Source organism: Niallia sp. FSL W8-0635, from assembly GCF_038007965.1.
GTDB lineage: Bacteria > Bacillota > Bacilli > Bacillales > Cytobacillaceae > Niallia.
This window is the reverse complement of record NZ_JBBOYD010000001.1, coordinates 2,154,388-2,179,166: the sequence shown is the minus strand read 5'-3', so window position 1 is coordinate 2,179,166 and position 24,779 is coordinate 2,154,388. Positions and strand designations below refer to the sequence as shown.

Below are 24,779 nucleotides of genomic sequence, written 5' to 3'. Positions count from 1 at the left end.
TAAGATGTGTTGACTAAACGACATATTTACAAAATGTATCAAAGAAATCGGAAATAATAGATAAGGAGAATAAAATTGACGACATCAAAAAAGCAGGATCCACGTGCTGCACGCTCTAAACGCCTACTGAAAAAAGCTACGGTAGATATATTAATTGAGAATCCAGACATATCCAAACTTACCGTCCAACAAATTACAAAGCGTGCTGAGTTAAATCGCGCTACTTTTTATTTGCATTTCTTAGATATAAATGATTTATTAAGACAGCTAGTGTACGATATTTTCGACAACCTGTTGTTGGAAACAACACCAATACTTCAAATTGATAATAAAAATAATCGAGATCGCTTAATCCTGTTTTTAGATTATTTTTATCAGCATCGTAAACTTTTAGCTGTTCTCTTCGAACACAGCGGCTTTAAGAGAAAATTACAAATGATCTTAAAGGATTCGATTGTCCTCCAACGCGTCAGAGAAGATTCCGACACTAAGGAAATCGTTTTATCAATGGATATACTTGCTTCCTCTACCTTGGGAATTATTATGTGGTGGCTTAAAGACGGGGTTCATTTTAGTTCTGAATATATTGCAGATCAGATGATTGAATTGTATCGATAGACATTTCAATCAAATAGGGAAGGCAGTAAAACATAACCTCCCCTACTTCTTTTTTTATCTATGTTTTTAAACAACATAATTGAGTATTAATTTCGTAGTTTAATCGTTTATAATAAGATAAAAAGGAGGGATTTATTATGAAGTGGCAAGAAGTTAGGGAATTATTTCCTAATCAATTTGTATTACTATCAATCCTCGACTATCATGAGGAAAATGGAAAAAAAATAATCGATGAAGTAGCACCCATTCGCTCTATTTCAAGTGAAAACGCTAATAAAGAGTTCTTTAAAGTAAAACAAGGCAACATTGTTTACCATACATCGAACGAGAGATGTATTGTCCATATTCGTAAAGACCCGTTATTAAGAGCGAGACGAATTTAATGCAAATTTCCTCTGATGGACAACTCCTAACAACATCTCTCATTATTACTTTTCGCGGAAGAATACTAGAAGTGAATGATATTATTATTGATACAGGATCATCTCACACAGTTATTAGCCCAGATATTTTAGAAGAGATAGGGGTAGTATATGAATATGGAGACAATATTTATGAAGCCTATGGAATAGGTGGCTCAGTACCTATTTATACTAAAATAATGGATGAAATTCAAATTGATACGTTTATAGTGAAGGACATTGAAGTGGATGTAGGAATTCTCCCTAAAGATCATAAAGGACTTCTAGGGTTAGATATTTTATTGACCTACAATTTTATAAGACCATCAACTTTCATCTCCTCACTTTACAAGGCTATTATTCTCTACCTTCGCATTTATCTTCAAAAAATAACCTTCAATTCCCTTTAGCTAATATGAACGCCATAAAATTAGGATCTGGCTTAGCTTCTTTAATTCCGTTTGCAGTTTGAAGAAAAACAGTCTTCTCCTTTTCATAATATACTTTTATTTTCAAATTTCCTAAGTCCATTAATTTTGTATACTTTCTACTAAAAGTAGTTTCTTTTGAATCATATGCTTCGTTATTTATGAACTGAACAATTTCGCTAATTGCTGCTTTATCTGTTATTTCTACAGCATCTTGATCCGAGTCATTTTGATATATACGAATCTTCTCTGGATTTTTCTTCAACCATACTGTACTATCTAGAATGTCACGCTTATCAAACATTACTTCTGTTTGCTTTTCTGCCTTATTATACGAAGCAGATAGAGACAGTTCACCGTCAAATCCTTCTTTCCTCCAAGTTGAATAAAATCCAGACCAATCATTTGCTGAATCATTATCCTCAAGCGCTGAGCCTTTAACCTCTACTTTCCATCCGTGCTTCGGAAGTTCTTGATCGTAGTATTCATAAATATCCTCCCATCTATTTCCATTCATAATATAACGGTGTTCAGTTGGTTTAAGTCCAGCGTATAAAGGGATATCTTTCTCTTGTTCAGGAATAATAGACATTCCCTTATATGTGTCATCCGTTACTTTTTGATAAACAACGAAACCAGTAACAAGGATAATAAAAATAAATCCATATAGAACAAACCTGTTTTTAAACATTTGAGTTCTCCTTTTCCATTACTTTTCACTATTCTCTCTAATTATAGTATAATATTTCCATTAGCGCTTTTTATTTTTCGAAAATTCATTTATTTACGAAAAACTTTTAATAGATTTAGAGTGTTTTAGTTTGAAAACTTTTTTGCACGAACCATCTAAACTAAAATGTATCAGGAGAAATGAATGAAAATATTTTTTAAGATTATCATAAGCATCAGTTTTATTATTTATTTATACGTATTAGCCATTCTATTATTCTTTAACAGAACGGGATGGACAGAAATGACTTTAATTATGCTCTCCTCTAATTTCGTCCCTTTTAAAACGATAAGTATGTACATACAAGCTATTTTTTATGGCAATATGAACTTAGACATTCCTATTAAAAATCTTTTCGGCAATTTATTTATGTTTTTACCAATGGGTTTGTATCTCCCTTATTTCATAAAAAGAACAAAACAAGTCAGTGTCTTTTCCATTGTATTTTTGTCCATTTTATTTCTAATTGAATTCACCCAGTTACTAATACGAAGAGGAAGCTTCGATATCGATGATTTTATCCTTAATACGATTGGTGCTTTAATTGGGTTCACTATTTGGAAAAAATTATGTAAACGGAACGCCATGCGAGGTTGAGGAAGATTTGCCAGCTTACTATGGGGATTTTCTATAAATACTTTCACAAAAAATTGGAAATAACCTCCATTCCATTTCGAAATATTGTATAATACACTTACTACAAAATAATGGAGGGCTACAAATGACTAAAAATGGATGGGTGTCCCTACTTATGGTTGGTATTTGTATTCTATTATCCTTTTTTCTCAGCACCAAAAATGCAGGCATTTTCTTCTTATTATTTGGTATTTTATCCTTAACTGGAATGGTATTTGCTATCTTGTCTAAGAAATGGAGCAATATTATTCTTGGGGTCCTTTTAAATTTTGCATCAGGTGTTATCTTTACATTATTAGCATTTGCAATGGGATTTGGAGAGGCTTAACTACTATTCTAATAAATATATTTCCATTTGAGAATCTTTTGGGCTTACACTTTTGATAAAGGAGATTTCCTTTTCAATAACATTGGGAACAAAGATTTCTGTTCCCCAATGACTGGAATGAAATACAATACCCTCTTCCTTTAATAAATTCACCGTAAACCACTTTAATTCTCTAGCTTTATTTGTATAGCGGTTGCATAAATAATGGACAAATGCTGCTTTTTTCTTCCCATAAAATATCGTTAAGTTATCCTCATTCCGTATTTCGATTTCAGGATAAAACTGTGATTTGATTTCTTCTATAGTATTTGTTTCTTCATTCCAGCAATGAATTTCAAAACAATCCGATTTTCGTAAAAAGTAATCCACTATTTGGAGCCAATAATCATAGTTTCCTAATACAGGCTTTGGGAAGCTAGAATTTTCTTCCGTATACACCGGAATATATATAATAATATTTTTTTGCAAAATTCCCTTTCCCCCCTTTTGTTATCTCGAAACACCCTTCCAGAAAACCTCCCACAATGCTTCTAATTTATCATCCACTCTTTTTCCCGAATTAAAATAAACAATTTCCACCATGATTGCGATGATTATTCCTGTAAAAGCGGAGTTGAAAGTGTTTGCATCTTTTATGCTAAGCTGCCCTTTTTCTATCCACATGCCACACTTTTGGCCAATTAAATGCTCCTGGAAATTCTCTGCTTCTGTTACTTCTGTTTGAATGACATCATACAAATGCATTGGTGGGAAAAAGCCCATTCTTAGCCAAAATTTCAACATTTCATTTTCCTGAAACATCCCTTTTACGTAAAGTAAGTAATGATAGAGAAACGTTTCTGGATTGCTACTATCTTCTTTTTCAAAGAATTGCTGTTTACGCTCGATTTCCTCTACCTTTGCTTCTTTTAATACTTCGAGAAAAAGGTCATCTTTTCCTTTGAAATGGGAATAAATCGATGCTTTTTTTATGCCCGCTTCTTCTGCAATTTCGGAAAGAGATGCTCCTTCAAAACCGTTTTGTAAAAAAAACTTAATTGCCGCTTTTTTTATTTCTTCTTTTTTCATGAAAAACCTCTCCTTTATGAGATTAGTTTCAAACCAACTGCAGCACAAAGAATCATTGCAATAAATAAGATTCTTTTCCAATCCTTTGGCTCTCCGTATACAAACATCCCTAAGATGGCGGATCCAACTGTTCCAATTCCTGTCCATACGCCATATGCTGTCCCCATTGAAATAGTCTTCATTGCATAGGTTAGTAATGCAAAGCTACACATAAACCCAATGATTAAATACAGGAGCGCATCCCATTTTTTCATCGTTAACCGTTTTATATTGATGACACCTATTATCTCACAACACCCTGCTGCAATTAAAGCTAGCCATGCCATTGTTTTAAGCCTCCTCTTTATTTGTCGCTTCATCTGTAACCATTTTTAAGCCAATTACCCCTATTAGTAAAACGAGAATCAATACTATTTTCACTAGATTAATTGGTTCCTTAAACAGAATGATTTCCGCAATCACTGTTCCAGCTGTCCCCAACCCAGTAAACACTGCGTAAACCGTACCAATAGGCAAATATTTTGTTGTATAGATTAATAGATAAAAACTAATAATGATTGCGAGAATGGTTCCAGTCCATTCTAAAAAAGTGGATGCATGTTTTAGGCCAGAAACCCAAGCAACCTCCACAAATCCCGCACTAAAAACCATTAGCCAATACTTATTCACACTCAAATCCTCCTTATATATAAACTACCGACCGTTCGGTAGTTATTGTGTCACATAATTGGTACCGCGTCAAGAAACAAGCTAATTTGGTTCATTTTTTTAAGTATGATAGAATATTAAATAAGGAACTTACCATAATTTGGAGATTGCAATAATGAAAAAAGGAGAATAAATAGGAAGCTATTTATATCTTTAAAAAAGAGATTGGAGTTGTAAAAATGAAGACATGTAAAACTTGTATTGCAGCAAGCCTATTGGTGATTTTACTAATAGGAATGTCTGCTTGCAGCAATTCATCTAATGAAACTACATCAAGCAATACTCAAACGGAACCAGAGAATATAGAAGAAAGTACAGACGACGCACCAACAGATAATGCATCTGAGAATATTGCGGACCCCACTCCTAGCGATCAAAATGAATCAGCTGAAGCCGCTAATAATAATAACGATTCAAAACCAGAGAACGATATAGAGGAAAGAAGGCAAGAAAGCTTAACTACTATTCAAAAAGAGCTGGATGCATTGCCAGATAAGATTGCGGGAAACAAACAAGTTTTTCTAGAAAAATTAGATAATCTCCAGAAAGAACTGGATACTTTACCAGATAAAGAGGGTTCCGATTCAGGTGCTACAAACGCAATGAAAAATTACTACGGCATTTCTTATGAAAAGTATGATGAAGCCCTGAATGCTATATATGCAATATTAAAAAAAGACTTGTCAATAGAGAAGATGCAGGATTTACAAACTAAACAGCTGAAATGGATTGATCAGAAAGAAGCAAAAGCGGAGGAAGAAAGACTAAAATATAATGGAGGCACCTTTGAAAATGTCGCATTATATATCTCCTTATACGAATCGACAAAAGAAAGATGTTTTGTATTAGTGAATGAGTATATGACGGATTAAAGAAATATGGGAAGTCATTATGACTTCCCAAATAATATTTTTAGTTTATTTTCTTATTATCTTTACTGTTCACAATAATGCTATACTCTTCATTAGCAAGTATGTCCGCTATTTCATCGGATTTTAAAAACTCCACTATTACTCCTTCAATTTCAGCTCCAAGTTGTTTTGACTGAGGATTGGAACTTAATTCCGAGGTACTAATAATGAATGTCAATGGTTCCCTTTTATAGCTTACACCTGTTACCTTGTATTCTTTTTTAGATAATAGACCTTCTGCAATGGCTGATTCGACGGGTGCTATATTATCAGCAACTCTGAATTCAACCCTTGTATTCGTCGGAATAATCCGGTAATCTTTATAATGATTTGCATTTGTCACCTCTAGTCCAGCCTTTTCCACCTTTTTCTCAATAGATTGGAAATATTTTTTATCCCCAACAATATTGATAAAAATAGCGTTTTCCGTAGGATCAACCTGGACCATATCAAATTTATAATCTAATTGCATCATTTTTTCTTCTACTTTTTGCTCTAGTAATTGCTTTTCTGCATTTTCCTCTTCATTAAGAACATAATCTGTTCGTTCTTTAAATTCATCTACCTCCACTGTATAAGCATCATACCCTTTTTCGTTCAGTTTGTTTACAGCAATCTTTTTCACTTCATTTTTCACTTCTTTATAATAATCCGAACCTTTAATACTTATCATAATCTTTTTTTGAGGATCATATCCAATTCCTATCCCTTCAATTTCATACCCTTTATCTACTAATTCCTCATAAATGACTGTCATAATCGATTTCGATTGAAAAACAGACCCTAAATAAGGGATAGAAGAAATTACTTTTGCCATCGTTGGGGAAACAAGAGCAGAACTGAAAAATATAATCATTAAAACAGCTACCGTACCCCAAGACACAATCCTTTTCTTACGCTTTGACCATGTTTTTTTATTACTTGATGAGTTATTTAGAACAGGGCTTGAATTTTCATTCTTTGCTTTTTGCATCCCTAAAATGACTCTATTATGTAAATCCTCTGGTATTTCAATCTTATCTAATTCTTGTCTGATTTTATTATCCATACATATCTTCCCTCCTTACTTTTTTCCGCAGTTTCTCAAGTGCTCGATATAATACTGACTTGACTGTGCTTAATGGCGAATTTAGAAAGTCGGAAATCTGATGAAATGTGTAGCCTTGGTAGAACTTCAGCAACACTACTGTCTTTTCCTCTTCATTCAATATATCCAATAAATCTTGCAAGGAAATGGATAGTGGAATATCTTCATTTTTAGAACTTGGAGATTCTATTATTCCTTCCACCTGTAAATAGACCAATTTCTTGTTTTTTCTTAATAAATCAATGGCACAGTTAATAGCAATTCTTATTACCCACATTTTAAATAAGGAAAAGTCCTTTACACTACTAAAGTTTTGAAAAGAACGATAGGCTGTTTCTTGTACAATATCTAGTGCATCTTCTTTATTTTTGACATACACATAAGCCATTCGATAAATATCATGCTCATATTGTTGAAAAAGCTTTAAAAAGGCTGTTTCTTTTTCCATTTGTTGCTCCATTTCGGTACTTATAGGACTCACCTACTTTCTTACTACTATCTATTAGACGGCTTAAGTTGTAATTTGGCCGAAGCTTTTTTATTTTTTCCATGGCTCTGTTATTATTTCATGCTGATTTTCTAGTAGCATGAGAACAAATAAGCGGAGAATATCCGGCTAATGTACAAGAATGAGCATAACTAGCGGATATAAACGGAGATATTCCGATTAACTGTTGAAAATAAGACAAAATCCAAAGATATGGCTACGATAAACGGAAAAACCTCCTTTATTTTTAAGAAAATATGTGTATTTCCCAATTTAATCGGAATTATTCCGTTTATTTTTCAAACACAAATCAATTTATAGTAAAGCCTTTTCCAATAAAAAAAACCGAGTGCCACCTCGGTTTTTTGCTTCCTTCTATCGATTACCTGAATTTCCCCTATAGCCTATCCAGTATTAAAATATATATCTTCTTTTACAACATTTCATGATACCTATGATTTAATAAGATTTTAAATCTAATTCCATAAATCTCGCCTCTTTAAACGGATTATATACATATGGCTCAATATCATAAAATCCCATTGATTCATATAAACTTTGTGCTTTCTTCATCGTTGAAAGGGTATCTAATCTTATATTTTCATATTTCAGCCGTTTAGCTTCATCAATAATCACTTCAATAAGACCTTTTCCAATTCTATATCCCTTAAATTCATCACGAACATATAATCTTTTCATTTCAGCTATACCGTCTTTAATATTGCGAAGTGCCACACATCCTGCAACCTTCTCATTAACCATTGCTACAATTATTATTCCATCAGGAGGTGCATACTTTCCTGGCAATGTATTTAGTTCTGTATCAAAACCTTGAAAATCAAGGTCTATATTTAGAGAATGAGCATATTCTAAAAAAGTTTTTTCACTTCTTCCATCATTCCATCATCAAGGATTCGCTTAAATTCAATCGTATTCTCCTTGTTTCCAACTGCCATTATTAAAATCCCCCTTGGTATTTAACTATTCCTTTACTCCCCATCAATAGTGGACTATTCCCACCAATAATACCATAATTTTCAGAATATTCCACTGCTAATCTACAAAGAAAAAAGCAATCAAATATGATCACTTTTTTATGCTTAAACTATATAATTTTAACCCGTTATGTATTATCTAGCCCACCCTACATTTTCTCTCACAATTTTAGCTGGATACCCTGCTATTGTGCAATTCTTCTCTTTGAATTTTTTCGTCACACAGCTATTATAGCCGACGATGCAATCATCTGCTATTTCGGTGCCTTTTAGGATATCTACATTTGCTCCTACCCAAATATGATTACCTATTGTGACTGGCTCTGTGTTTTTGTCTTTGCTATTATCCAAGATATTATAAATCGTATGTCCATTGGAATCTCTTACACTAACACTCCATCCAAATAAGACATTATCGCCTATTTCAATCCTTTCGCGGCATGCAAAAAAGCAGTTTCGATTACAGTCAAAGTTTTCCCCGAAGACTAAAGTCCCCTTGTCCACTCGAATGGAAACTCCGCTCGCAAAATTAGCTTTCCCATTGAAAATTAATTTCCCTTCTTTCTTTACGCAAATAAATCCGCTGTTCTTTAACGATTGATTGACTCCATCTGACCCATTTGTAAAATTAACTTTAATCATAAATCGCGTTATATTGCCATTAATGATACAGGTATCCCTACTAATATCCGCAATCTTTGTATTGTATGAAATTAAGATTGGTAGCTTTATAGCAAGTTTAAACGGGAACGCTTTAAAGTTAAAATATAGCGTTTTAGGAATAGAAAATAATAGCTTAATCAACAACATAAATTTTCTCATTTGCACTCTCCTAAACTATTCATTGTTATATACTAATAGTACCAAAGGCGTAATAAAGAAAGTGCAAAGGTTTTATTAATTCTATATGTATTTCTTGTAAATTTATATCGTACCTTGATTATATATTACACTTAACTACTTACTTTTTTTAAAGAGTATAGCAAAGTACCTACCAACATTCCTAACGATATCCCTACTCCGCAGCCTGCAACAGCTAGAAATACATTACCTGCTATCATTCCAAATATAGTAACAATCACCCCAGGTAATAATCCAAAAATCATGCCATATAGTAAATAGCTTTCTAATTTTGGATGCTTACCACCTTTCATATCAGTCATTTTTCTCCCTCCTTTATTTCGATAAGCACCACTTACTTAGGAGTCTGCTTATTTTTTGTGTGAATCAAGAAGTATGAGCTTCCTCCCACCATGTATCCTCCAATAATGGAAAGCGCTGTTCCGACGATAACCCATTTCGTGGAAAATATATTCCTGACATAAATAAAAATACGCCAACCGCTAGGAAGATTGGAACTTTTTTCATTTTCTCCTCCCATTCATCTAAAAAAAATTCCCGTAGATCATACCATTTGGTACTAATTTTTCCTATATTTATTCATACGTATATGGAACAAATTGGTTTCATATATAAGAGCTTTTCTCATTGTTCCTTAGACAAAAATATGCTCCTTTGTTCTTTAAATATCGTCGTCTGTTCTACATTATGAATAATTTAACATAGTTTCTAATATCTTGAAATTTAAAAACAAAGAATGTTCAGAATCTGCTATAATGAAAGAAATATTTTTCAAACGAAGAGGTGAATTGCGTGTATTGGACTCCGTTATTTGAAAATGATGTACCAGCAGCATCTTTCTGCTCTTAATGAGAAAGGTGACTGCATCTCTCCGTTAGGGGCTTTTAGACCTACTAAAAAAACGGAGGATAAAAATGAAAAAAAGTATATTAGGATCTATTTATTTAACTTTAGCTGCAAGCATTTGGGGTGGTATGTACGTTGTTGTGAAAGTGGTTGTTGCGGTCATTCCTCCACTTGAACTTGTATGGATTCGTTATCTAATCGCTATTGTCGCTTTGGTTATCATAGGGTTTGTAACTCGGCAAAAATGGCGAATGGAAAAACGTTATTTCCTTATCATCATAGGCATTGGCATTATTGGAAATGCCATTTCTATTGTAGCGCAAGAAACAGGTACCATGTTGTCCACAGCTCAAATGGGTGCAATTATCACTTCATCCACCCCTGCGTTTATGGTTATTTTTGCACGATTGCTGCTTAAAGAACGTTTGACAATGAAAAAGGGTCTTTCCGTTTCTCTCGCTACAATTGGCGTTTTTCTTATTGTCGGAATCGGTAATCTTGATTTAACAAGCAAATTAGGTGGGATAGCACTTTTAATCGCCGCATTGACGTGGGCATTTATGTCTGTACTTGTAAAGCTTTTGCCAAGTGACTATTCACAAATTGTTGTCACTACTTATTCTATCGCGGTCGCTTTAATCGTGTTGACACCTTTTGTAATGCCAAGGCTACAAGGAATCCATATTTCTGAATGGGGACACCCTTCTATTTTTGGAGGTCTATTATATTTAGGAATTGTTTCAACAGCTGGAGGATTTCTCCTTTGGAACCGTGGGCTACAAACGCTTAACGCCTCAAGTGGCGGAATCTTTTTCTTCTTCCAGCCTGTGGTCGGAGCAGTACTTGGATGGATTATTCTTGGAGAAAATATCGGATTAACCTTTTGGATTGGCTCCATCCTAATTCTTGTTGGTGTTTTATTTATTATATCGGAGAAATGAACAAGTTCCCCATTCCCCCAAAAAATGAGGTCGGGACAAACTATATTAATAAGAAAAACGGAGCAGCCTGAATACACGTAGACTCCTATGGGAGCTGCGAGAAAGGTGAGACCCCGGAGGCGAAAGCTGAGGAGGCTCACCGCTCGCCCCATGGAAAGCGAAGTGTATTCAGGCTGCGGCTAATACCACCACTTTACTGAAACAGCCTATTATCTATGGTTGGAATACTTATGTCTCAACCTTGTTCTCTTCATCTAAATCTTTTATCTGTCTAAAAAATACAATAATCCTCTTTATGCCTTGCCTGACCCATTACATAAAAAGATTTTCCACATTATTAAATAATTTAAAAACCATCACTCGTTCACCTGTACGAGAGCTTAAATCTGTATGAAAACTTTTTACTTCTTCTCCAGTAATCGTTACTATACATTTCTTTAGTTCTTCTACACCTGATTCCACTAATTCGGAACGAGTTTTCTTAATGGTTAATAGTCCTTCTTTTGTTTCACACACCGTGTATTCAGCTGGTGTTAAAATGCCTTGCAAACTTACTACAATCATATCCCGTAATATATCTGTTTTGACAGATAAAGATCCACGACCAAGAAAGTCCTTTTCCCATTGAGTAATTGCCTTACTTATCTCGGCTTCACAAGAGCCTTTCGATATTTTCATTTATTATGCATCCCCTATTGAACAATAAATACTAGTTTTCTATCTGTGTTTCCTTTTAAGATGATATGCCTCTAGTAGAAGTAAATCATCGAAAAGCACTTCATATAAAAAATCTCTGTAATATATATGAATATATACCAATCCAATTGGTGACTCAATAACAATTAACGTGATTTATCATTTTTATGCAGTTTTATTTACAGCAATCTCCACAATGGAAGACTTTCCATGCTGATTATTGATGATTAAGCCACGGACTTTAACATTTGCAGGCACTAATGGATGGTGACAAATCATATTAACACAATTTTTGATATTGTCACCAGTATTTTGTTTACCATTTAGCCATTCATTAATCGTTTCACCGGAAAATTCAGGCATGCTATTTTGAAAAAGATAATCCAATGTTTGGATTTTGGCAATAGATTGATCTTCTATCGAAATAGCACTATTTCCTTCGTTTCTTGTTCCTACAACAAAAATCTCTTCTACTTGTTCCTGATAAATAGCAAGAATAATCGATCTCATAATATCCCCAAAAGGATTGGAAATAACAGGTCCAAAGCATTGGATAGTCAGCATGTTTTCCGGGTGAATATTCGTTTCTTCTTTTAAAATAGACTCCAAGCCTTCTCTAACATCCATCAGAAATAACACTTTTTTCGTCTTTTCTACATTCATATCATCCACTCCTTTGTTATGTAAATCTACTGCTACCAGTTTTCCCAATGGCCTTCTGGACTGACACTCGCTAATCGGACCCAACCATTTTGAACTTTTTGTTGAAAGATGGCATTATTTTTTAATAATCGTTCAACATATTCTTTAGGTGCCTGAATGACAATTAATAAACGAAGCGGAGAATGATATGCCTCATTGTCTGATTGCATTACAGATTGCCAAGGTAGTCCAGTTAGCAAGTCACTCGCATTCCCCTGCATTACACCAAGACCTGCTGTAACAGTTTGCGTTGCCTTATTGCCACTACCATAATAATGTGGAGCTACCGTTGATGCGTAATATTCTAGATTTATCCATTGAGCAACGGTTCCTGGGCCTGAAATAATCGTATCTAAAAGTTCCCCATTGCCATCCTTCTGCCAATTATAATTATGAAGAAAGACTCTGCCTTCTAAGTCACAACCATTCGTTAACGCACGTTGCCCGATAATAAAAGCAGCATTGCCAGCTAACCCCCATTCCGGACGGATCACGCTCCAATCCTCTGCTAATTGATAGGCCGCAGACTTTGGCTTTTTATGTTTCGATTGGAAATGAGGTAATTTCGTAAGACGTTCCGCATTCGCCTGATGGCTTACTCTTGGCAATATAGCTTCGATACGCTCAAAGGCAACTTGTGCTGATTTGGAAAGCTCTGGTACATAAATCCACTCTAATTCATCCACCGTTGTATTGTGCTCAGCCGCTACAAAGACAGTTTCAGCAGGAATAGTAATTCCTTCTAAAGAAAGTTCTTTCCTTACTTCAGGTAGGTTACATAAAGTCGCTAAAACCCTAGCATTGAATCCACCTGATTGCCCACCACAGGCACCACATTCAAGTGATGATGCATAAGGGTTATTTGTACTTTGGCTTCCATGTCCACATATAACTACTAATGGGCTGAAATTGTCTATTATCCCCATCATTTTTAGAGCTTGACGGGCATAGTTGACTTTATCTCCCTCGGAAAATCCAATTGGTATTCCTTCCTCTGTTTGATGAACATGATGAAGCACTAGGTTTGTCTTGGGTTTTCGTAACCAGGCCTGTCGAAGATTATGAATAAACCGATTCGCAGTTTTTGGCACAAAGCTGCGTGCTACCATTTGAAGACTAAGCCATGGACCACTCAATTCTGGCAAAAGTAAGTTTGCCAGTAAGCTCTGTTTCATTGTTTTAAATGTGTAGCTTAAAGAATGAACTGACTGCTTACGTTGTTGAAAGGAAAGTAATTCATTCTCCTCCGTACTTTCTATAATTTTGTGCAAAGGCTTATTCATAATTGGTAAGGATGGATGACTATGTGTGCATCCTAGTTCATTCGTTGCAATCGGTACCCCAAAAAAACCAGCCATCCCAATTGTTTCAAATGGTCCTTCTTTTTCCAATTGGCGACGAAATGGTTCGGAGCGTACATCAATACAAAATACAAATTGCGCTAATGCTGTATCCTTCTCACTGTTACTAGATTGATTGGAGATAATCTTTTGCCTTAATTGCTCAGCATGTGTTTGTTCCCAAGCTTCCAGCCACAGTTTTCTGCAGAGCTTCTCATCAAATTTTGCCGCAAATAATAAATATTCCTGTTGTTTATCACCTGACATATGTGTCCATTCCTCTAGCGAAAGGCTTCCCCAATGAATCCAAGCTGCTAAGTGAGAAGGAATGGACTCCCTTTTCTCCAATTGATTATTCCTAAAAGGTAAATAGGGATGTATTAGAGCCCATTCTAAGGAGATTCGTACGGCTAAATATTCAGTTAGCAGCGTCTTCTCCTCATTTGACTGTTTAGAACGCCAAAGCATCATTCCTGCCCAACCCGGTAAGGACAGCAAATGAGCTTCTAGATAACTCTGGATTTCTGCGTCAGAGATATTCAGTGCTTTTAATGCATTTTCCAAAGCACTATCAGCCTCTTCTGGCCAACTTTTTAAGCTTTCACGCTGTAATTTAGATAGTGCTGGATCATAACAAACGAGACGATGCCAAGAACGATAGAAACCTTCCTCGCGATGTGGCATTTCCCAACCTGCCTGAGAGTCATCGAGATATAATTTACACCACTTGATCACATGGTAATCGAGAATATTGATTAACCTTTCCCTATCTTGATTCTCTATTTGAGAACTGATTGGTTGGATGGAGGAATGATTGATAGTATCTTCATTCCGTTCCCTAAACTCCTCGACTTTTTTCATAAGTTCTACCGATGATAAAAGATTAGTTGGAATTGGTTCCATCCCCAGTGCGGCATGGCAAAAGCGCTCTGCCACATCTCGCGGGAGACTAAATGTATGTAAATTTGTATCAAGCCAACGCTGCAGTCCCTGCTTCACAAATGCTTCATTAATCTCCCCTTTATTTTTTGCAGAAAGAATCATTGAAGCACTTGGATAAATATCCACATCACGACTATTTTTTAACCAATCCGCAACTTGATCAAAGGATTGCTTTTCAAGCCCCATCCAAGGATGACGTGCTGCAAAGGTAGAAATCGGCCAAAGTGGGGCAATTACTTTACTAGCAGTTTCAACTAGACTACTAATATTACTTTCTGTGAAATCAATAGTTATCTCATTCTTATTTGAACTTTCTTTTGTTAATACAGATGTAACACTCATCACTAATTACCTCCTTATGGTAATTGTTGTTTTAAATAGCTCGGATGGCTCTCTACAGATTTGGGCTTCGCTTCCCCTAATCTCACTAACCAAAGATAAAGTACCGTAAAGAAAATAGACGAACGATTACGTGCAGTAAATGCCCTTATTGCACTGCCAACTAATAAGAGACAAGCAACAATGATGACTGCAGCTATTGGAGGTTGATTCCCTTGGGAAACAGTAGACTGCAGCAAATCATAGAAAAAATGATGAATAGCGAAATAAATAGCAGCCGTTCCTCCTACCATTAATAACCCTGTAATTCGACCAATGCTTCCCTCTCCAAAAGCTACTAGCTGTCTCCAAGAAATAGACAAGGACCACCCTAAGATTAACGCACTAATAAATTGATATCCCTCTCCTGGTGACTGGAGCCAAAAGACCACTCCAACAGCAAAGCCTAAAATCCACCCCGTTATGGTCCATAAAAAGGATGTCTGTTTATTACTTTGATTAGATATTTCGAAACGAGGCACCGCTGAACCTGATTGTAAAAAGAGCGTTGCTTTAAACAAACCATGTAGAATAAGATGAATAATGGCAGCAATATATGCACCTAACGCACATTGGATGAGCATAAAGCCCATTTGTCCAATCGTTGATCCTACTAACTGACGCTTATAGTCCACTTGTACTAAACTAATTCCAGAACCAATCAAGACAGAAATCCCTGCTATAACAAGCAAGATAATAGAAGCCATATCTCCATTAAAGAGTGGAGAAAAACGAGCTAGCATAATCCCACCTGCATTCACAATTCCTGCATGCATAATCGCAGAAACAGGAGTAGGCGCAACAACAGACTCTACTAACCATCTTTGAAAAGGCCATTGAGCTGCTGGAATGATGACCGCTAGGACAATCAATATATTAATCCCTGTTCTCTCCCATGCTGCAAGCTGTGCTAAATTTTCAGTGGATAGAGCTGACGATAATTGCCAATAACCAGTGCCTTGAAATAGCCAAAGTACCGCCAATAATAAGGCCAACCAGCCAAATATAAAGTTGCGGCCAGAAATCTTAGATGCTTCATTCGCTACTTTCCATCCACTGTTTAATCTGATAAGCAAGGTTAATCCAGCAAGAGTTGCCCCCCAGAATAGAACCATTAAGCGTAGATCAGCACTTAACCAGGCAATAGATGCAGAAGCTGTTGTGAACGTAAAGAGTGAAAAATATTTTCGATAAGAACGATCCCCCATTAAGTAACGTATAGAAAAACGTTGCACAATTAAACCAATAGCAAGAACGAAAAAGGTCATTAACCAAGCCAAGGAATCCAACTGCAAAGGACCAATATTTTCTCTTCCATTCGTTTTTACAAGTGCTACTAAAGAAACCAAAGGCGGAAAAGACACAACCCAACTATGTATTTTCACATAGCTCAATGGCATTCTTGGATGCAGAAGTAATAATCCACTTAGCATAGAAACAATAATCATCATAAAAAACAATACTAGTAATAACGGCAAACTCAGCGAAACAAACATGTTGAATTTCTCCTTTAACTAACTTACTATGGAAAAACCTTTACAAGAATTCCATTCCTTCTTTATGGAAACAAACATTTTTCCCCAATAAAAAAGCCGACAATCTTTAAAATTCACCATGATTTTAAATCATAGGAATCAAAAAAATTGTCGGCTTCCCTTCAACTAATTGCAGTGAATTTTTTGAAGAGCTACCTTTTATAGGTTTTTATATTTTCATTTAACTTTAAAGACATCATATATAATTGGACTACTTATTTATAAAATCACTTTTCCTTATTCTTTTAAGCTACTTTTTCATTCAGTCAATACAATTATTAAAAGAATGCTAAAGTCTTAATCTCCAAAAAAGAAAAATTAACTTACAACTAAGTATTTAACTAAATATAAGATATTCCAAATTTTTATATTTGTCAACAAGAAAGCCATTCTTCAATGGAAAATTAAATTATTTCATTGGAATAATTCTGATATTGTATAATCAAAAAAATCATTTTATACTGCAGGCGATAAACATTGATGCATCCTTTTTCATAAAAATCTCTTTGCCATGATAAAATGTCTTTATTTTTGATGACTTGAATCCAGCTTCAGATAATATTTCTTTCAATTCTTCATGAGAAAAACCGTTATGAACCTTCGGATGACTGATGTTCTCGTTCTTGTCAAAATCAACAATAATTAGCTTTCCGCCATCGTTTAAGATATGGAACAATTCCTGCAAGATTTTTTTCGTATCCGGTATATGAAGAAGAACTAGTGACATGAAAATAATGTCCGATTTAAGTTCAGTAGTTTTTTTCGTAAAATCAGAATAAAGTACGCTTGCGTTCGTAATACCTTTTTGCGCTATTTTCCCTTTGGCAACCTCTAGCATTTGTTCCGATGAATCTACCAACAAAATCGAATCTACCAAATCGGTTAATTCTAAACTAACGAGGCCAGTACCACTCCCATAGTCGATTAAAGATTGGGATTTACTGTTTTCTAGTTCTGCTCTTACTTCCTTCACGATCACTTTCGCCAATTCTATTCTATCTTCTGTATCATATCTTTTGGCCATCTGTTCAAAAACATTCGCTTCCATCTTACGTTCCCCCTACTTTAAATATTGATTTATTATAGCAATAATCAACCGTTAAAGTACAATTTGGAGTTGGTCTGCTTTTTTTACAACATATATTATCAAACGCTTATAGCCCACCATACCGTCTTTTCCGATTCCCGTATTCTTTCAACGCTTGCAGAAAGTCCTTCTCAGAGAAATCTGGCCACAGTACATCAGTAAACCAGAACTCCGTGTATGCCAGCTGCCAAAGCAGAAAATTACTCAGACGTATTTCTCCTCCTGTTCGAATAAGCAGGTCCGGTTCTTTCATACCAGCTGTATAAAGGTAGTTTGAAAACTTCTGTTCATCTAATTCGTCCAGTGAAAATTCCCCCTTGGTTATATCCAAAAACATCTCTTTCATCGCATTTAAAATCTCATCACGGCTTCCATAGTTAAGCGCAAAATTAAGCAAAAGGCCGTCATTATTGCGAGTACGTTCCATTGCATACTCAATGGCTTCACGTGTATGAACTGGCAGCTTTTCGATATCTCCAACTATCTCTATGCGGACATTATTAGCGATAAGATCTGGTAGATAAATAGAGAGAAACTCCTTAGGAAGCCTCAATATAAACTCTATCTCGGTTTTTGGACGTTTCCAGTTTTCGGTAGAAAACGTATATAGAGTGAGAATCTTCACTTTGCAATTCACTGCTGTTTTAACAATGTTTACGACAGTAGATACGCCTTCTTTATGACCAGCAATTCTGGGCATGCCCCTCTTCTTTGCCCAGCGTCCGTTTCCGTCCATTATTATAGCAATATGTTCCGCTATATTTTCATTCGGATAAAGGACAGATTCTTCTTCTTTCTTATGGAAAAAAGGTAGCTTCATTGATTGACCCTCCTTTCGAAATGTTTTTTATATTTCTATGTTCTCCCATACGTTACGATCCTTTTTGAGATATTCTTTGATATTCTGCTTATTCACTATCTTGATCCCTTCGATATTCTAAAATTTCTCCAGGTTGACATTCTAAAGCCTTGCAAATCCCCTCTAATGTTGAAAGGCGAATGGCCTTTGCTTTTCCATTTTTCAAAATAGATAGATTTGCCATCGTGATTCCAACCTTCTCTGAAAGTTCGGTCACGCTCATTTTCCTTTTCGCTAACATCACATCAATATTAATTACAATTGCCATTTCATTCACCTCAGACTGTTAAATCATTTTCTGATTTTATATCAATTGCTTGTTGTAAAAGCCTTTGAAGAACTGCTGCAAAGACCGCAATTACGATGGAAGCAAAAATCGGAATCATTCCAAATAAGATAAGACCTGGAGCATCATCTGACTGAGCTAAGAGAAAAATGAAAGGCATCATTAGTACATATAAGATACTGATGATGATTGCATCTTTCTTTATATGGCTTAATGCCTTTACAGACATTACCGAGAAAGCTTCATTCCTATCAATATAACCCAAAAGTCTGAAAGTCTGATAAAGCGCCATATAAAATGGAATTGCCGATAAATATATCCCTATTACAATCGGATATAGTATATGGGCATAATCTGGATTTGCTGGATTTTTAGCCAAATCATATATTCCCCATAACCCTAAAGCAAGAACGGGGGTTCCAATAAGAACGACAGCTATCTTTAAAAAAAATGTTGTTCCTTTTTTCATAAAAAAAGCACCTCTCCTAATTATTATCTTATTGAAATTTACCACATCATTTATCGTTTTACAATAAATTTTTATTTAATTTGATACTTTTTTTATTGTGAAACAGGTTGGATGATTATTTTAAAGCCTATTTCTAATTAGTTTTTTCCTGTTGAAAGATCTTAGAATTAAAAAGCAGTCCAATTCCGTTGCGGAGTGGACTGCAAAGTAGGTTGCTAAATTATTTATTCTTTTACATAAAACGTTAACCAATTTCAATCCAATAACGCTGTACAATTTCCTTCCCATCTGCGGAATTCACTTCATTCTCTAACACTCCGCCCACTTTTTGAATCGTTTTGGCAGAGGCGATATTTTCTTTATCACAGGTTATTAATACTTTACTTAGACCAAGTTTATTAGCTTCTATTAAACTTAGTCGCAGCTGCTCTGTCGCATATCCTTTCCGGCGTTCTTCTGGATGAATGCTATAGCCAATATGTCCACTTTCCATCAACAATTCTGGCGTTAATCGATGGCGAATATTAATAAGCCCAATTAATTTCCCATTGCCAATGCTTAAAAATTGAGTAGCCGGAACCCGATTTGATGGTAGGTTATCCCCATTTTCCTGGCTGATTACTTTATTGAGCCATTCATGAAAATCCGTATAATTTTGCAAGGAGCTGCCACCATAAGGCTGTTCTTTTCTATGTAAAAAGGCTGACCTATATTCCATTAACTGTTCCCTATACTGCTCAGATGGCCTCAGTAATTCCATTAATATCCCCTTCTCTCTATCTATTTTTATCTTTTATCTAAATTTCTAACTTTTACACCCATACTCCCTAGTTCATTCATGCTTTAATCCATATTAACATAAATTACCTTTTCTCTCTGATAATTTTACAACAATTCATCCAACTTTCAATCCCCTTTGCTTAAAGATGTTAAAATAGCTATTTGTTAAAAATCGAGTACAAAACCTCTGCACTCGATTTCAACTTTATCCTTTTTTCCCTTTCCAAGAATCCTTCAATGACACAATTCTATTGAAAATTAATTTTTCTTCTGTTGAATATTTATCTACACAAAAATAGCCATGTCGCAAAAATTGGAACCTCTCTTCGATTTTTGCGTCCTTCATCCAAGATTCAATTCTGCAATGTTTTAGTGTAACTTTAGAATTGGGATTCATTTTTTCCTCCCACGTTTTTTCTGCATCTTTCACAATCGTTTCGTCCTCAAATAATTTTTCGAAGAGATTCACTTCCACTAATTCACTATTTATAGCGGAAACCCAATGAATCGTTCCTTTTACTTTCCGCTCAGAAAATCCTGTTCCACTTTTGGTCTTTGGATCATAAGTACATCTAAGCTCGATAATTTCACCTGTAGCTTCATCTTTAATCACCTCATTACATTTGATGAAATAAGCCCCTTTTAATCGAACCTCTGCATGTAAAGCTAATCGTTTAAACCCTTTTATTGGGACTTCCATAAAGTCCTCTTTTTCGATATAAATCTCTTTTGAAAAAACAACCTCTCTATTTCCTAATGCAGGATTTTCCGGATTATTTTCCATTGATAAAAGCTCTGTCTTGTCCTCAGGATAATTGGTGATTGTCACCTTTAATGGGTTTAATACTGCCATCACTGTATTTACTTTTGATTTTAATTCTCTTCTTAGTGTACTTTCTAGCATCGCTATGTCAGCTGTACTTTGATTTCTTACAAAGCCAAGTTCATCAACGAAAGTACGTATACTTTCTGGGGTAAAGCCTCTTCTCCGAAGTCCACGGATTGTTGGTAATCTTGGATCATCCCATCCATCTACCAGCTTCCCTAATACTAATTCCCTTAAATAGCGTTTACTCGTTACAACACCAGTTATATTCACTCGTCCAAATTCTCTTTGTTTTGGTGCTTCCTTTATTTCTAGCTCTGTCAATACCCACTCATATAAAGGTCTGTGGTCTTTAAATTCGATAGAGCATAAGGAATGGGTAACACCTTCAATTGCATCTTGAAGTGGATGAGCAAAATCATACATTGGGTAAATACACCACTCGTTTCCCGTTCTATAATGACTAGCATAAATAATCCTGTAAAGAATCGGGTCTCTTAAATTCATATTTGGTGAAGCCATATCGATTTTTGCTCGTAAAACATGCGATCCTGTTGGGAATTCGCCATTTTTCATTCTCCAAAACAAATCGAGATTCTCCTCCACTGTTCTGTTTCGATAAGGACTATTTTTACCAGGCTCTGTAAGTGTTCCCCGGTATTCCTTTATTTGCTCAGGAGACAATTCACAAACATATGCCTTGCCTTTCTTGATCAAATTCAATGCTGCATGAAATATTTCATTGGAATAGTCAGACCCGTAAAAAATCCGTTCCTCTGGAGAATAGCCTAGCCAATTAATATCTTCAATAATCGAATCCACATATTCCATATCTTCTTTTAAAGGGTTGGTATCGTCAAAACGCAGATTAAAATTCCCGTTAAACTTTTTCGCAATCGCATAGTTCATATGGATGGCATAAGCACTGCCAATGTGTAGATATCCATTTGGCTCAGGAGGAAATCTTGTGCAAATCGTTCGATTATATGCCCCATTTTGTAAGTCTTCAGCTACCGTTTTTTCCAAGCTATTATCTAACGCTACTTTCTCTTCCATCATTTTTACCCCTCCGTTTTTTAAGTGAAAACTATTTTTTGCCAATAAAAAAAATCCCACCCCCAAGACAATTAGTCTTGAGGACGAGATTTTATATCCGTGGTGCCACCCCAGTTTATTAATATGTCGCCATATTAAACTCTTCAGGTACGGTAGTTATCTACTTATACCCTAGCTCTATAACAGGAGCACCTGTCACACTATCCCTTCAACATAAGTTCCAATGTGAATGCTCAGAGTCTTGGTTCAATAAGTAATTCTTACTCCTTTTCAGCAGCTGGAGCTCTCTTTAAAGAATTAGGTTATTTACTCTTCTCTTCATCGCTTTTGCTATTTTTTGGATTTAAATTATTCCTATGATAACAAGGTCTTTTCTGTTTGTAAAGGTAGTATATTCATTAAAATAAAAAATAAACGCAAATCCATAACACAAACTGCTCTTAGTCTTATATAGGACTATAATTTAATCCCTTTATCTTTTGATTGGATAATATAATAATTATCCGATTCCCACTTATAATGACCCACATTAAAATCTTTTAGGCTGATTACATCCTTGAAATCATGTGGGATAGTGCACTCCCAATTTAAATTTTCTATCTTTATAGGAAAATTGTCATCGTTAGGATTAGGAGAGTGGATATAGACTGCATCTAGACTTGCCTCTTCCTCAACTAACCCTATCCACGATTGATAAGGTTTATCGAATGTGCTGAGCTTTTCTAATAGACTGTTATACAAAACGATATGTGCTTTTATATGCTCTCTTCTTATTTTCCCGCTATTATTCCCATGCCCGTAAAAATCAAGATGGGTATGCCAAGCATCAAACCAAGCATCTTGCCCAAAGTCTAAATCGTATTGCTCAGCGTTTAAGTCTCTCCACAAGTTACGAAAATAACGCTTTTTTCCTCGAAACTTTTTCAAAAATAGTTTCCTCCTATTGAACAAGTTTATATTTTGCATATTTGGAACAATTGAAAAAGCCACATGGTTTTTGATATTCCCAAACTGTATATGTATCGGTCCTTCCAACTACAAATGATGTTAAAAGAAAACGTTAATATTGATTTTCATTACTACGGCTATCAAAAAATATCGAAATTGTTGTAAACACACCTTTGAAAGGAAATGAGAATATATCCCCTCTATCTTATAAATCCTTCTGATCCACATTTAATTCGATTAAATTACCATCGGGGTCCGCACAGAAAAGTTGAGCAAATCCACTTACACCATATGGTTTTTCAACGATTTCTACATTATTCTTCTTTAACCAATTCAGCGTATCATAGTAGTTTTTTACGCGAAGCGCAAAATGCCCTTCTTTGCTATTTAGCGTTTTATTTGTTCGAATGGTTTGCGACTCAGGATATACAATTAAGTGAAGTTGCTGATTCTCTATTTGATACCATGCACCTGGAAAATCAAAATCAGGACGTTTTAATTCTTTTAAACAAAGAATTTTTCCATAAAAATATTTGGCTTTTTCCAAATCCGTGACTGTAAGACTTACATGATGGAGCGATTTGTATTTAATCAAGATGCTTCACTTCCTTATTATTTTTTCTATAAATAGACATCTCCCACTTTATGGAGAGTTTTAGAACAGCTAAGTCTGTAATATTTCGACAATTACATTCAATAATCCTTTTTCGATTTACTTCCCGTTTTTTTAAGAAGGCACTATTATTTCTTCATTCCATTTAACAGGAGAATAGTGAGTTATTCACTAGTTAAAATGAGCTTTTTTGTATCGATATCGTATATTTTATAGCCTATTTCCCATTTATGATCTTTCGTGACTGTCATGGCACAAGAATAAGGCACTTTCTTACCATATGCATCCAGTTTAGGAATATCATCAAATGTAAATATTTCGTCTGTATCTAGCATTTTGAAAATTGCTTCAGCAGAGCGACCTGATGAATCTATGTCGATAACACACTCTCCTTTCACCACATCGTATTCTTTAAACAGCATATATTTCAGACTTGGCAAAGTGAAAGTTAACAGCAAAATACCTAATAACAAGACACCTATAGTTTTTGCTGCTTTCATTAAGGGAAACTCTTTATCGAAGCACATAGCAGCTATGTAATATAATGACCAAAAAACGAATAAAGCTCCAAGTAAGAGCATTATGAAATACATAACCATTTTCTAATAATCCCTCTCTTTTATTGAGTATACGATTGAACGGAGGAAATGTTTCAATTAATTTATTTTTACAGCTTTTTAAAAACAATAGGATAAATCAAATCATATATCCGCTTAAAATATAAAAAACAGGCACCTATTAGAGTACCTGATTCTTCCCTTTATTAATTCGCTTTTTGTTTTACTTCCAAATGGAAAGAATAAATTTCACTTGCGCCAATTAAGCGAAATCCTTTTCCCTGTACATAATCAAATTTCAAATCCTCATTAATATGCTTAATCGTTAATGGATCTAAATAAATCGTTAAACCATTATCTTCAAAGGCTGTATCATCTTCTTGTGGAAAATCAACCGCTAAATCGAAATTATAAACATAGCTGCAGCCACCACTAAAGATTGTGTTTAACCGATAAACTGCACCTTTAGGAACTTTATAGCTACGAAATTTTTCAACAGCAGCATCTGTGATTGTTACCTTCATCTTGCCATCTCCTACCTATTTTTACTTTCCTATATACTATTCCAATATAAGAATGTAGATAATCTTACTCTCAGCTTAATTGATTTCGGAAATGGTTGCAAAATTTCTGCTTTCAGTTGAAGGTAAGAATTATCAT

General features: G+C 35.0%; 32 protein-coding genes and 1 other annotated feature. Of the genes, 7 read left to right on the top strand and 25 right to left on the bottom strand.

Features of this window, described 5'->3' with window-relative positions; translation table 11 throughout:
- Positions 1 to 75 precede the first annotated feature (75 nt).
- The 3 genes from NYE52_RS10340 to NYE52_RS10330 all read left to right on the top strand — a co-directional run bounded on the left by NYE52_RS10340 (position 76) and on the right by NYE52_RS10330 (position 1,429).
- Positions 76 to 618: a TetR/AcrR family transcriptional regulator gene (locus tag NYE52_RS10340; protein WP_341192977.1), complete on the top strand. Its 543-nt coding sequence runs from the start codon at positions 76 to 78 to the stop codon at positions 616 to 618.
- Between the two features lie 137 nt (positions 619 to 755).
- Positions 756 to 1,001 carry a hypothetical protein gene (locus tag NYE52_RS10335; RefSeq protein WP_031539816.1) on the top strand — a complete coding sequence of 82 codons (246 nt, stop codon included), beginning with the start codon at positions 756 to 758 and terminating at the stop codon, positions 999 to 1,001.
- Positions 1,001 to 1,429, top strand: coding sequence for a retropepsin-like aspartic protease (locus NYE52_RS10330; RefSeq protein WP_341192976.1), 429 nt, complete (start codon positions 1,001 to 1,003; stop codon positions 1,427 to 1,429). Before NYE52_RS10335 ends, NYE52_RS10330 begins: the two co-directional genes overlap by 1 nt.
- Here NYE52_RS10330 and NYE52_RS10325 read toward each other — a convergent pair.
- Positions 1,416 to 2,138, bottom strand: coding sequence for a hypothetical protein (locus NYE52_RS10325; RefSeq protein ID WP_341192975.1), 723 nt, complete (start codon positions 2,136 to 2,138; stop codon positions 1,416 to 1,418). The genes NYE52_RS10330 and NYE52_RS10325 overlap by 14 nt on opposite strands.
- A 183-nt stretch (positions 2,139 to 2,321) precedes the next feature.
- Between NYE52_RS10325 and NYE52_RS10320 the strand changes: the two genes are divergently transcribed.
- Both NYE52_RS10320 and NYE52_RS10315 read left to right on the top strand, forming a co-directional pair.
- Entirely contained in the window at positions 2,322 to 2,774 is a 453-nt protein-coding gene (locus NYE52_RS10320; RefSeq protein WP_341192974.1) for a VanZ family protein, read from the top strand.
- Between the two features lie 124 nt (positions 2,775 to 2,898).
- On the top strand, positions 2,899 to 3,141 hold the full coding sequence (locus NYE52_RS10315) for a hypothetical protein (protein ID WP_341192973.1): 243 nt from the start codon (positions 2,899 to 2,901) through the stop codon (positions 3,139 to 3,141).
- A 3-nt stretch (positions 3,142 to 3,144) separates the two neighbouring features.
- Here NYE52_RS10315 and NYE52_RS10310 read toward each other — a convergent pair whose 3' ends face one another.
- From NYE52_RS10310 to NYE52_RS10295, 4 genes are read right to left on the bottom strand one after another with little or no spacing between them, the layout of a single operon-like run.
- Positions 3,145 to 3,609: a hypothetical protein gene (locus NYE52_RS10310; protein WP_341192972.1), complete on the bottom strand. Its 465-nt coding sequence runs from the start codon at positions 3,607 to 3,609 to the stop codon at positions 3,145 to 3,147.
- Between the two features lie 21 nt (positions 3,610 to 3,630).
- On the bottom strand, positions 3,631 to 4,209 hold the full coding sequence (locus NYE52_RS10305) for a TetR/AcrR family transcriptional regulator (protein WP_341192971.1): 579 nt from the start codon (positions 4,207 to 4,209) through the stop codon (positions 3,631 to 3,633).
- Positions 4,210 to 4,223: 14 nt separating this feature from the next.
- Positions 4,224 to 4,535 carry a DMT family transporter gene (locus NYE52_RS10300; protein ID WP_031539721.1) on the bottom strand — a complete coding sequence of 104 codons (312 nt, stop codon included), beginning with the start codon at positions 4,533 to 4,535 and terminating at the stop codon, positions 4,224 to 4,226.
- Positions 4,536 to 4,539: 4 nt separating this feature from the next.
- Positions 4,540 to 4,878, bottom strand: coding sequence for a DMT family transporter (locus tag NYE52_RS10295; RefSeq protein ID WP_400247610.1), 339 nt, complete (start codon positions 4,876 to 4,878; stop codon positions 4,540 to 4,542).
- A 218-nt stretch (positions 4,879 to 5,096) separates the two neighbouring features.
- On the opposite strand from NYE52_RS10295, the gene NYE52_RS10290 reads away from it, so the two are divergent.
- A complete protein-coding gene (locus NYE52_RS10290) occupies positions 5,097 to 5,789 on the top strand; it encodes a lysozyme inhibitor LprI family protein (RefSeq protein ID WP_341192970.1) in 693 nt (230 codons plus the stop codon).
- A gap of 40 nt (positions 5,790 to 5,829) precedes the next feature.
- Here NYE52_RS10290 and NYE52_RS10285 read toward each other — a convergent pair whose 3' ends face one another.
- The 6 genes from NYE52_RS10285 to NYE52_RS10260 all read right to left on the bottom strand — a co-directional run bounded on the left by NYE52_RS10285 (position 5,830) and on the right by NYE52_RS10260 (position 9,765).
- Complete coding sequence (locus NYE52_RS10285) at positions 5,830 to 6,876, bottom strand: DUF4179 domain-containing protein (protein WP_341192969.1); 1,047 nt, start codon at positions 6,874 to 6,876, stop codon at positions 5,830 to 5,832.
- Positions 6,869 to 7,363: an RNA polymerase sigma factor gene (locus tag NYE52_RS10280; protein WP_341192968.1), complete on the bottom strand. Its 495-nt coding sequence runs from the start codon at positions 7,361 to 7,363 to the stop codon at positions 6,869 to 6,871. The genes NYE52_RS10285 and NYE52_RS10280 overlap by 8 nt, the downstream gene beginning before the upstream one ends.
- A 498-nt stretch (positions 7,364 to 7,861) precedes the next feature.
- Complete coding sequence (locus NYE52_RS10275) at positions 7,862 to 8,209, bottom strand: GNAT family N-acetyltransferase (protein WP_341192967.1); 348 nt, start codon at positions 8,207 to 8,209, stop codon at positions 7,862 to 7,864.
- A 323-nt stretch (positions 8,210 to 8,532) separates the two neighbouring features.
- Entirely contained in the window at positions 8,533 to 9,219 is a 687-nt protein-coding gene (locus NYE52_RS10270; protein WP_341192966.1) for an acyltransferase, read from the bottom strand.
- Positions 9,220 to 9,350: 131 nt separating this feature from the next.
- On the bottom strand, positions 9,351 to 9,560 hold the full coding sequence (locus NYE52_RS10265; protein WP_341192965.1) for a hypothetical protein: 210 nt from the start codon (positions 9,558 to 9,560) through the stop codon (positions 9,351 to 9,353).
- A 64-nt stretch (positions 9,561 to 9,624) separates the two neighbouring features.
- Positions 9,625 to 9,765 (bottom strand): hypothetical protein, encoded by a 141-nt coding sequence (locus tag NYE52_RS10260; protein ID WP_341192964.1) that lies wholly within the window; start codon positions 9,763 to 9,765, stop codon positions 9,625 to 9,627.
- Between the two features lie 407 nt (positions 9,766 to 10,172).
- On the opposite strand from NYE52_RS10260, the gene NYE52_RS10255 reads away from it, so the two are divergent.
- Positions 10,173 to 11,045 (top strand): DMT family transporter, encoded by an 873-nt coding sequence (locus NYE52_RS10255; protein ID WP_341192963.1) that lies wholly within the window; start codon positions 10,173 to 10,175, stop codon positions 11,043 to 11,045.
- Positions 11,046 to 11,357: 312 nt separating this feature from the next.
- Here the strand turns inward: NYE52_RS10255 and NYE52_RS10250 are convergent, their stop codons facing one another.
- The 14 genes from NYE52_RS10250 to NYE52_RS10185 all read right to left on the bottom strand — a co-directional run bounded on the left by NYE52_RS10250 (position 11,358) and on the right by NYE52_RS10185 (position 24,643).
- Positions 11,358 to 11,723 (bottom strand): DUF2294 domain-containing protein, encoded by a 366-nt coding sequence (locus tag NYE52_RS10250; RefSeq protein ID WP_251629321.1) that lies wholly within the window; start codon positions 11,721 to 11,723, stop codon positions 11,358 to 11,360.
- A 183-nt stretch (positions 11,724 to 11,906) separates the two neighbouring features.
- The gene (locus NYE52_RS10245) at positions 11,907 to 12,404 is read right to left on the bottom strand and encodes a carbonic anhydrase (RefSeq protein WP_341192962.1); all 498 of its coding nucleotides are present in this window, start codon (positions 12,402 to 12,404) and stop codon (positions 11,907 to 11,909) included.
- A gap of 32 nt (positions 12,405 to 12,436) precedes the next feature.
- Positions 12,437 to 15,067 (bottom strand): DUF2309 domain-containing protein, encoded by a 2,631-nt coding sequence (locus tag NYE52_RS10240; protein WP_341192961.1) that lies wholly within the window; start codon positions 15,065 to 15,067, stop codon positions 12,437 to 12,439.
- Between the two features lie 14 nt (positions 15,068 to 15,081).
- Positions 15,082 to 16,599, bottom strand: a complete 1,518-nt coding sequence (locus NYE52_RS10235; protein WP_341192960.1) for an NADH dehydrogenase subunit 5 — start codon at positions 16,597 to 16,599, stop codon at positions 15,082 to 15,084.
- A gap of 490 nt (positions 16,600 to 17,089) precedes the next feature.
- Entirely contained in the window at positions 17,090 to 17,686 is a 597-nt protein-coding gene (locus NYE52_RS10230) for a class I SAM-dependent methyltransferase (RefSeq protein ID WP_341192959.1), read from the bottom strand.
- Positions 17,687 to 17,792: 106 nt separating this feature from the next.
- Positions 17,793 to 18,545, bottom strand: a complete 753-nt coding sequence (locus NYE52_RS10225) for an isoprenyl transferase (protein ID WP_341192958.1) — start codon at positions 18,543 to 18,545, stop codon at positions 17,793 to 17,795.
- A gap of 88 nt (positions 18,546 to 18,633) precedes the next feature.
- Positions 18,634 to 18,852 (bottom strand): helix-turn-helix domain-containing protein, encoded by a 219-nt coding sequence (locus NYE52_RS10220; RefSeq protein WP_341192957.1) that lies wholly within the window; start codon positions 18,850 to 18,852, stop codon positions 18,634 to 18,636.
- Between the two features lie 10 nt (positions 18,853 to 18,862).
- Positions 18,863 to 19,339 (bottom strand): DUF2975 domain-containing protein, encoded by a 477-nt coding sequence (locus NYE52_RS10215; RefSeq protein WP_341192956.1) that lies wholly within the window; start codon positions 19,337 to 19,339, stop codon positions 18,863 to 18,865.
- Positions 19,340 to 19,583: 244 nt separating this feature from the next.
- Positions 19,584 to 20,099, bottom strand: a complete 516-nt coding sequence (locus NYE52_RS10210; RefSeq protein ID WP_445669105.1) for a GNAT family N-acetyltransferase — start codon at positions 20,097 to 20,099, stop codon at positions 19,584 to 19,586.
- 225 nt (positions 20,100 to 20,324) lie between these two features.
- The gene (locus NYE52_RS10205; protein WP_341192955.1) at positions 20,325 to 22,004 is read right to left on the bottom strand and encodes a glutamine--tRNA ligase/YqeY domain fusion protein; all 1,680 of its coding nucleotides are present in this window, start codon (positions 22,002 to 22,004) and stop codon (positions 20,325 to 20,327) included.
- Between the two features lie 73 nt (positions 22,005 to 22,077).
- Positions 22,078 to 22,332: a binding site (T-box leader), on the bottom strand.
- A 125-nt stretch (positions 22,333 to 22,457) separates the two neighbouring features.
- Complete coding sequence (locus NYE52_RS10200; protein ID WP_341192954.1) at positions 22,458 to 22,928, bottom strand: hypothetical protein; 471 nt, start codon at positions 22,926 to 22,928, stop codon at positions 22,458 to 22,460.
- A gap of 226 nt (positions 22,929 to 23,154) precedes the next feature.
- On the bottom strand, positions 23,155 to 23,544 hold the full coding sequence (locus NYE52_RS10195; protein ID WP_341192953.1) for a VOC family protein: 390 nt from the start codon (positions 23,542 to 23,544) through the stop codon (positions 23,155 to 23,157).
- Positions 23,545 to 23,726: 182 nt separating this feature from the next.
- Positions 23,727 to 24,062 carry a hypothetical protein gene (locus tag NYE52_RS10190; protein ID WP_341192952.1) on the bottom strand — a complete coding sequence of 112 codons (336 nt, stop codon included), beginning with the start codon at positions 24,060 to 24,062 and terminating at the stop codon, positions 23,727 to 23,729.
- A gap of 263 nt (positions 24,063 to 24,325) precedes the next feature.
- On the bottom strand, positions 24,326 to 24,643 hold the full coding sequence (locus NYE52_RS10185; protein WP_341192951.1) for a HesB/IscA family protein: 318 nt from the start codon (positions 24,641 to 24,643) through the stop codon (positions 24,326 to 24,328).
- Positions 24,644 to 24,779: the final 136 nt, after the last annotated feature.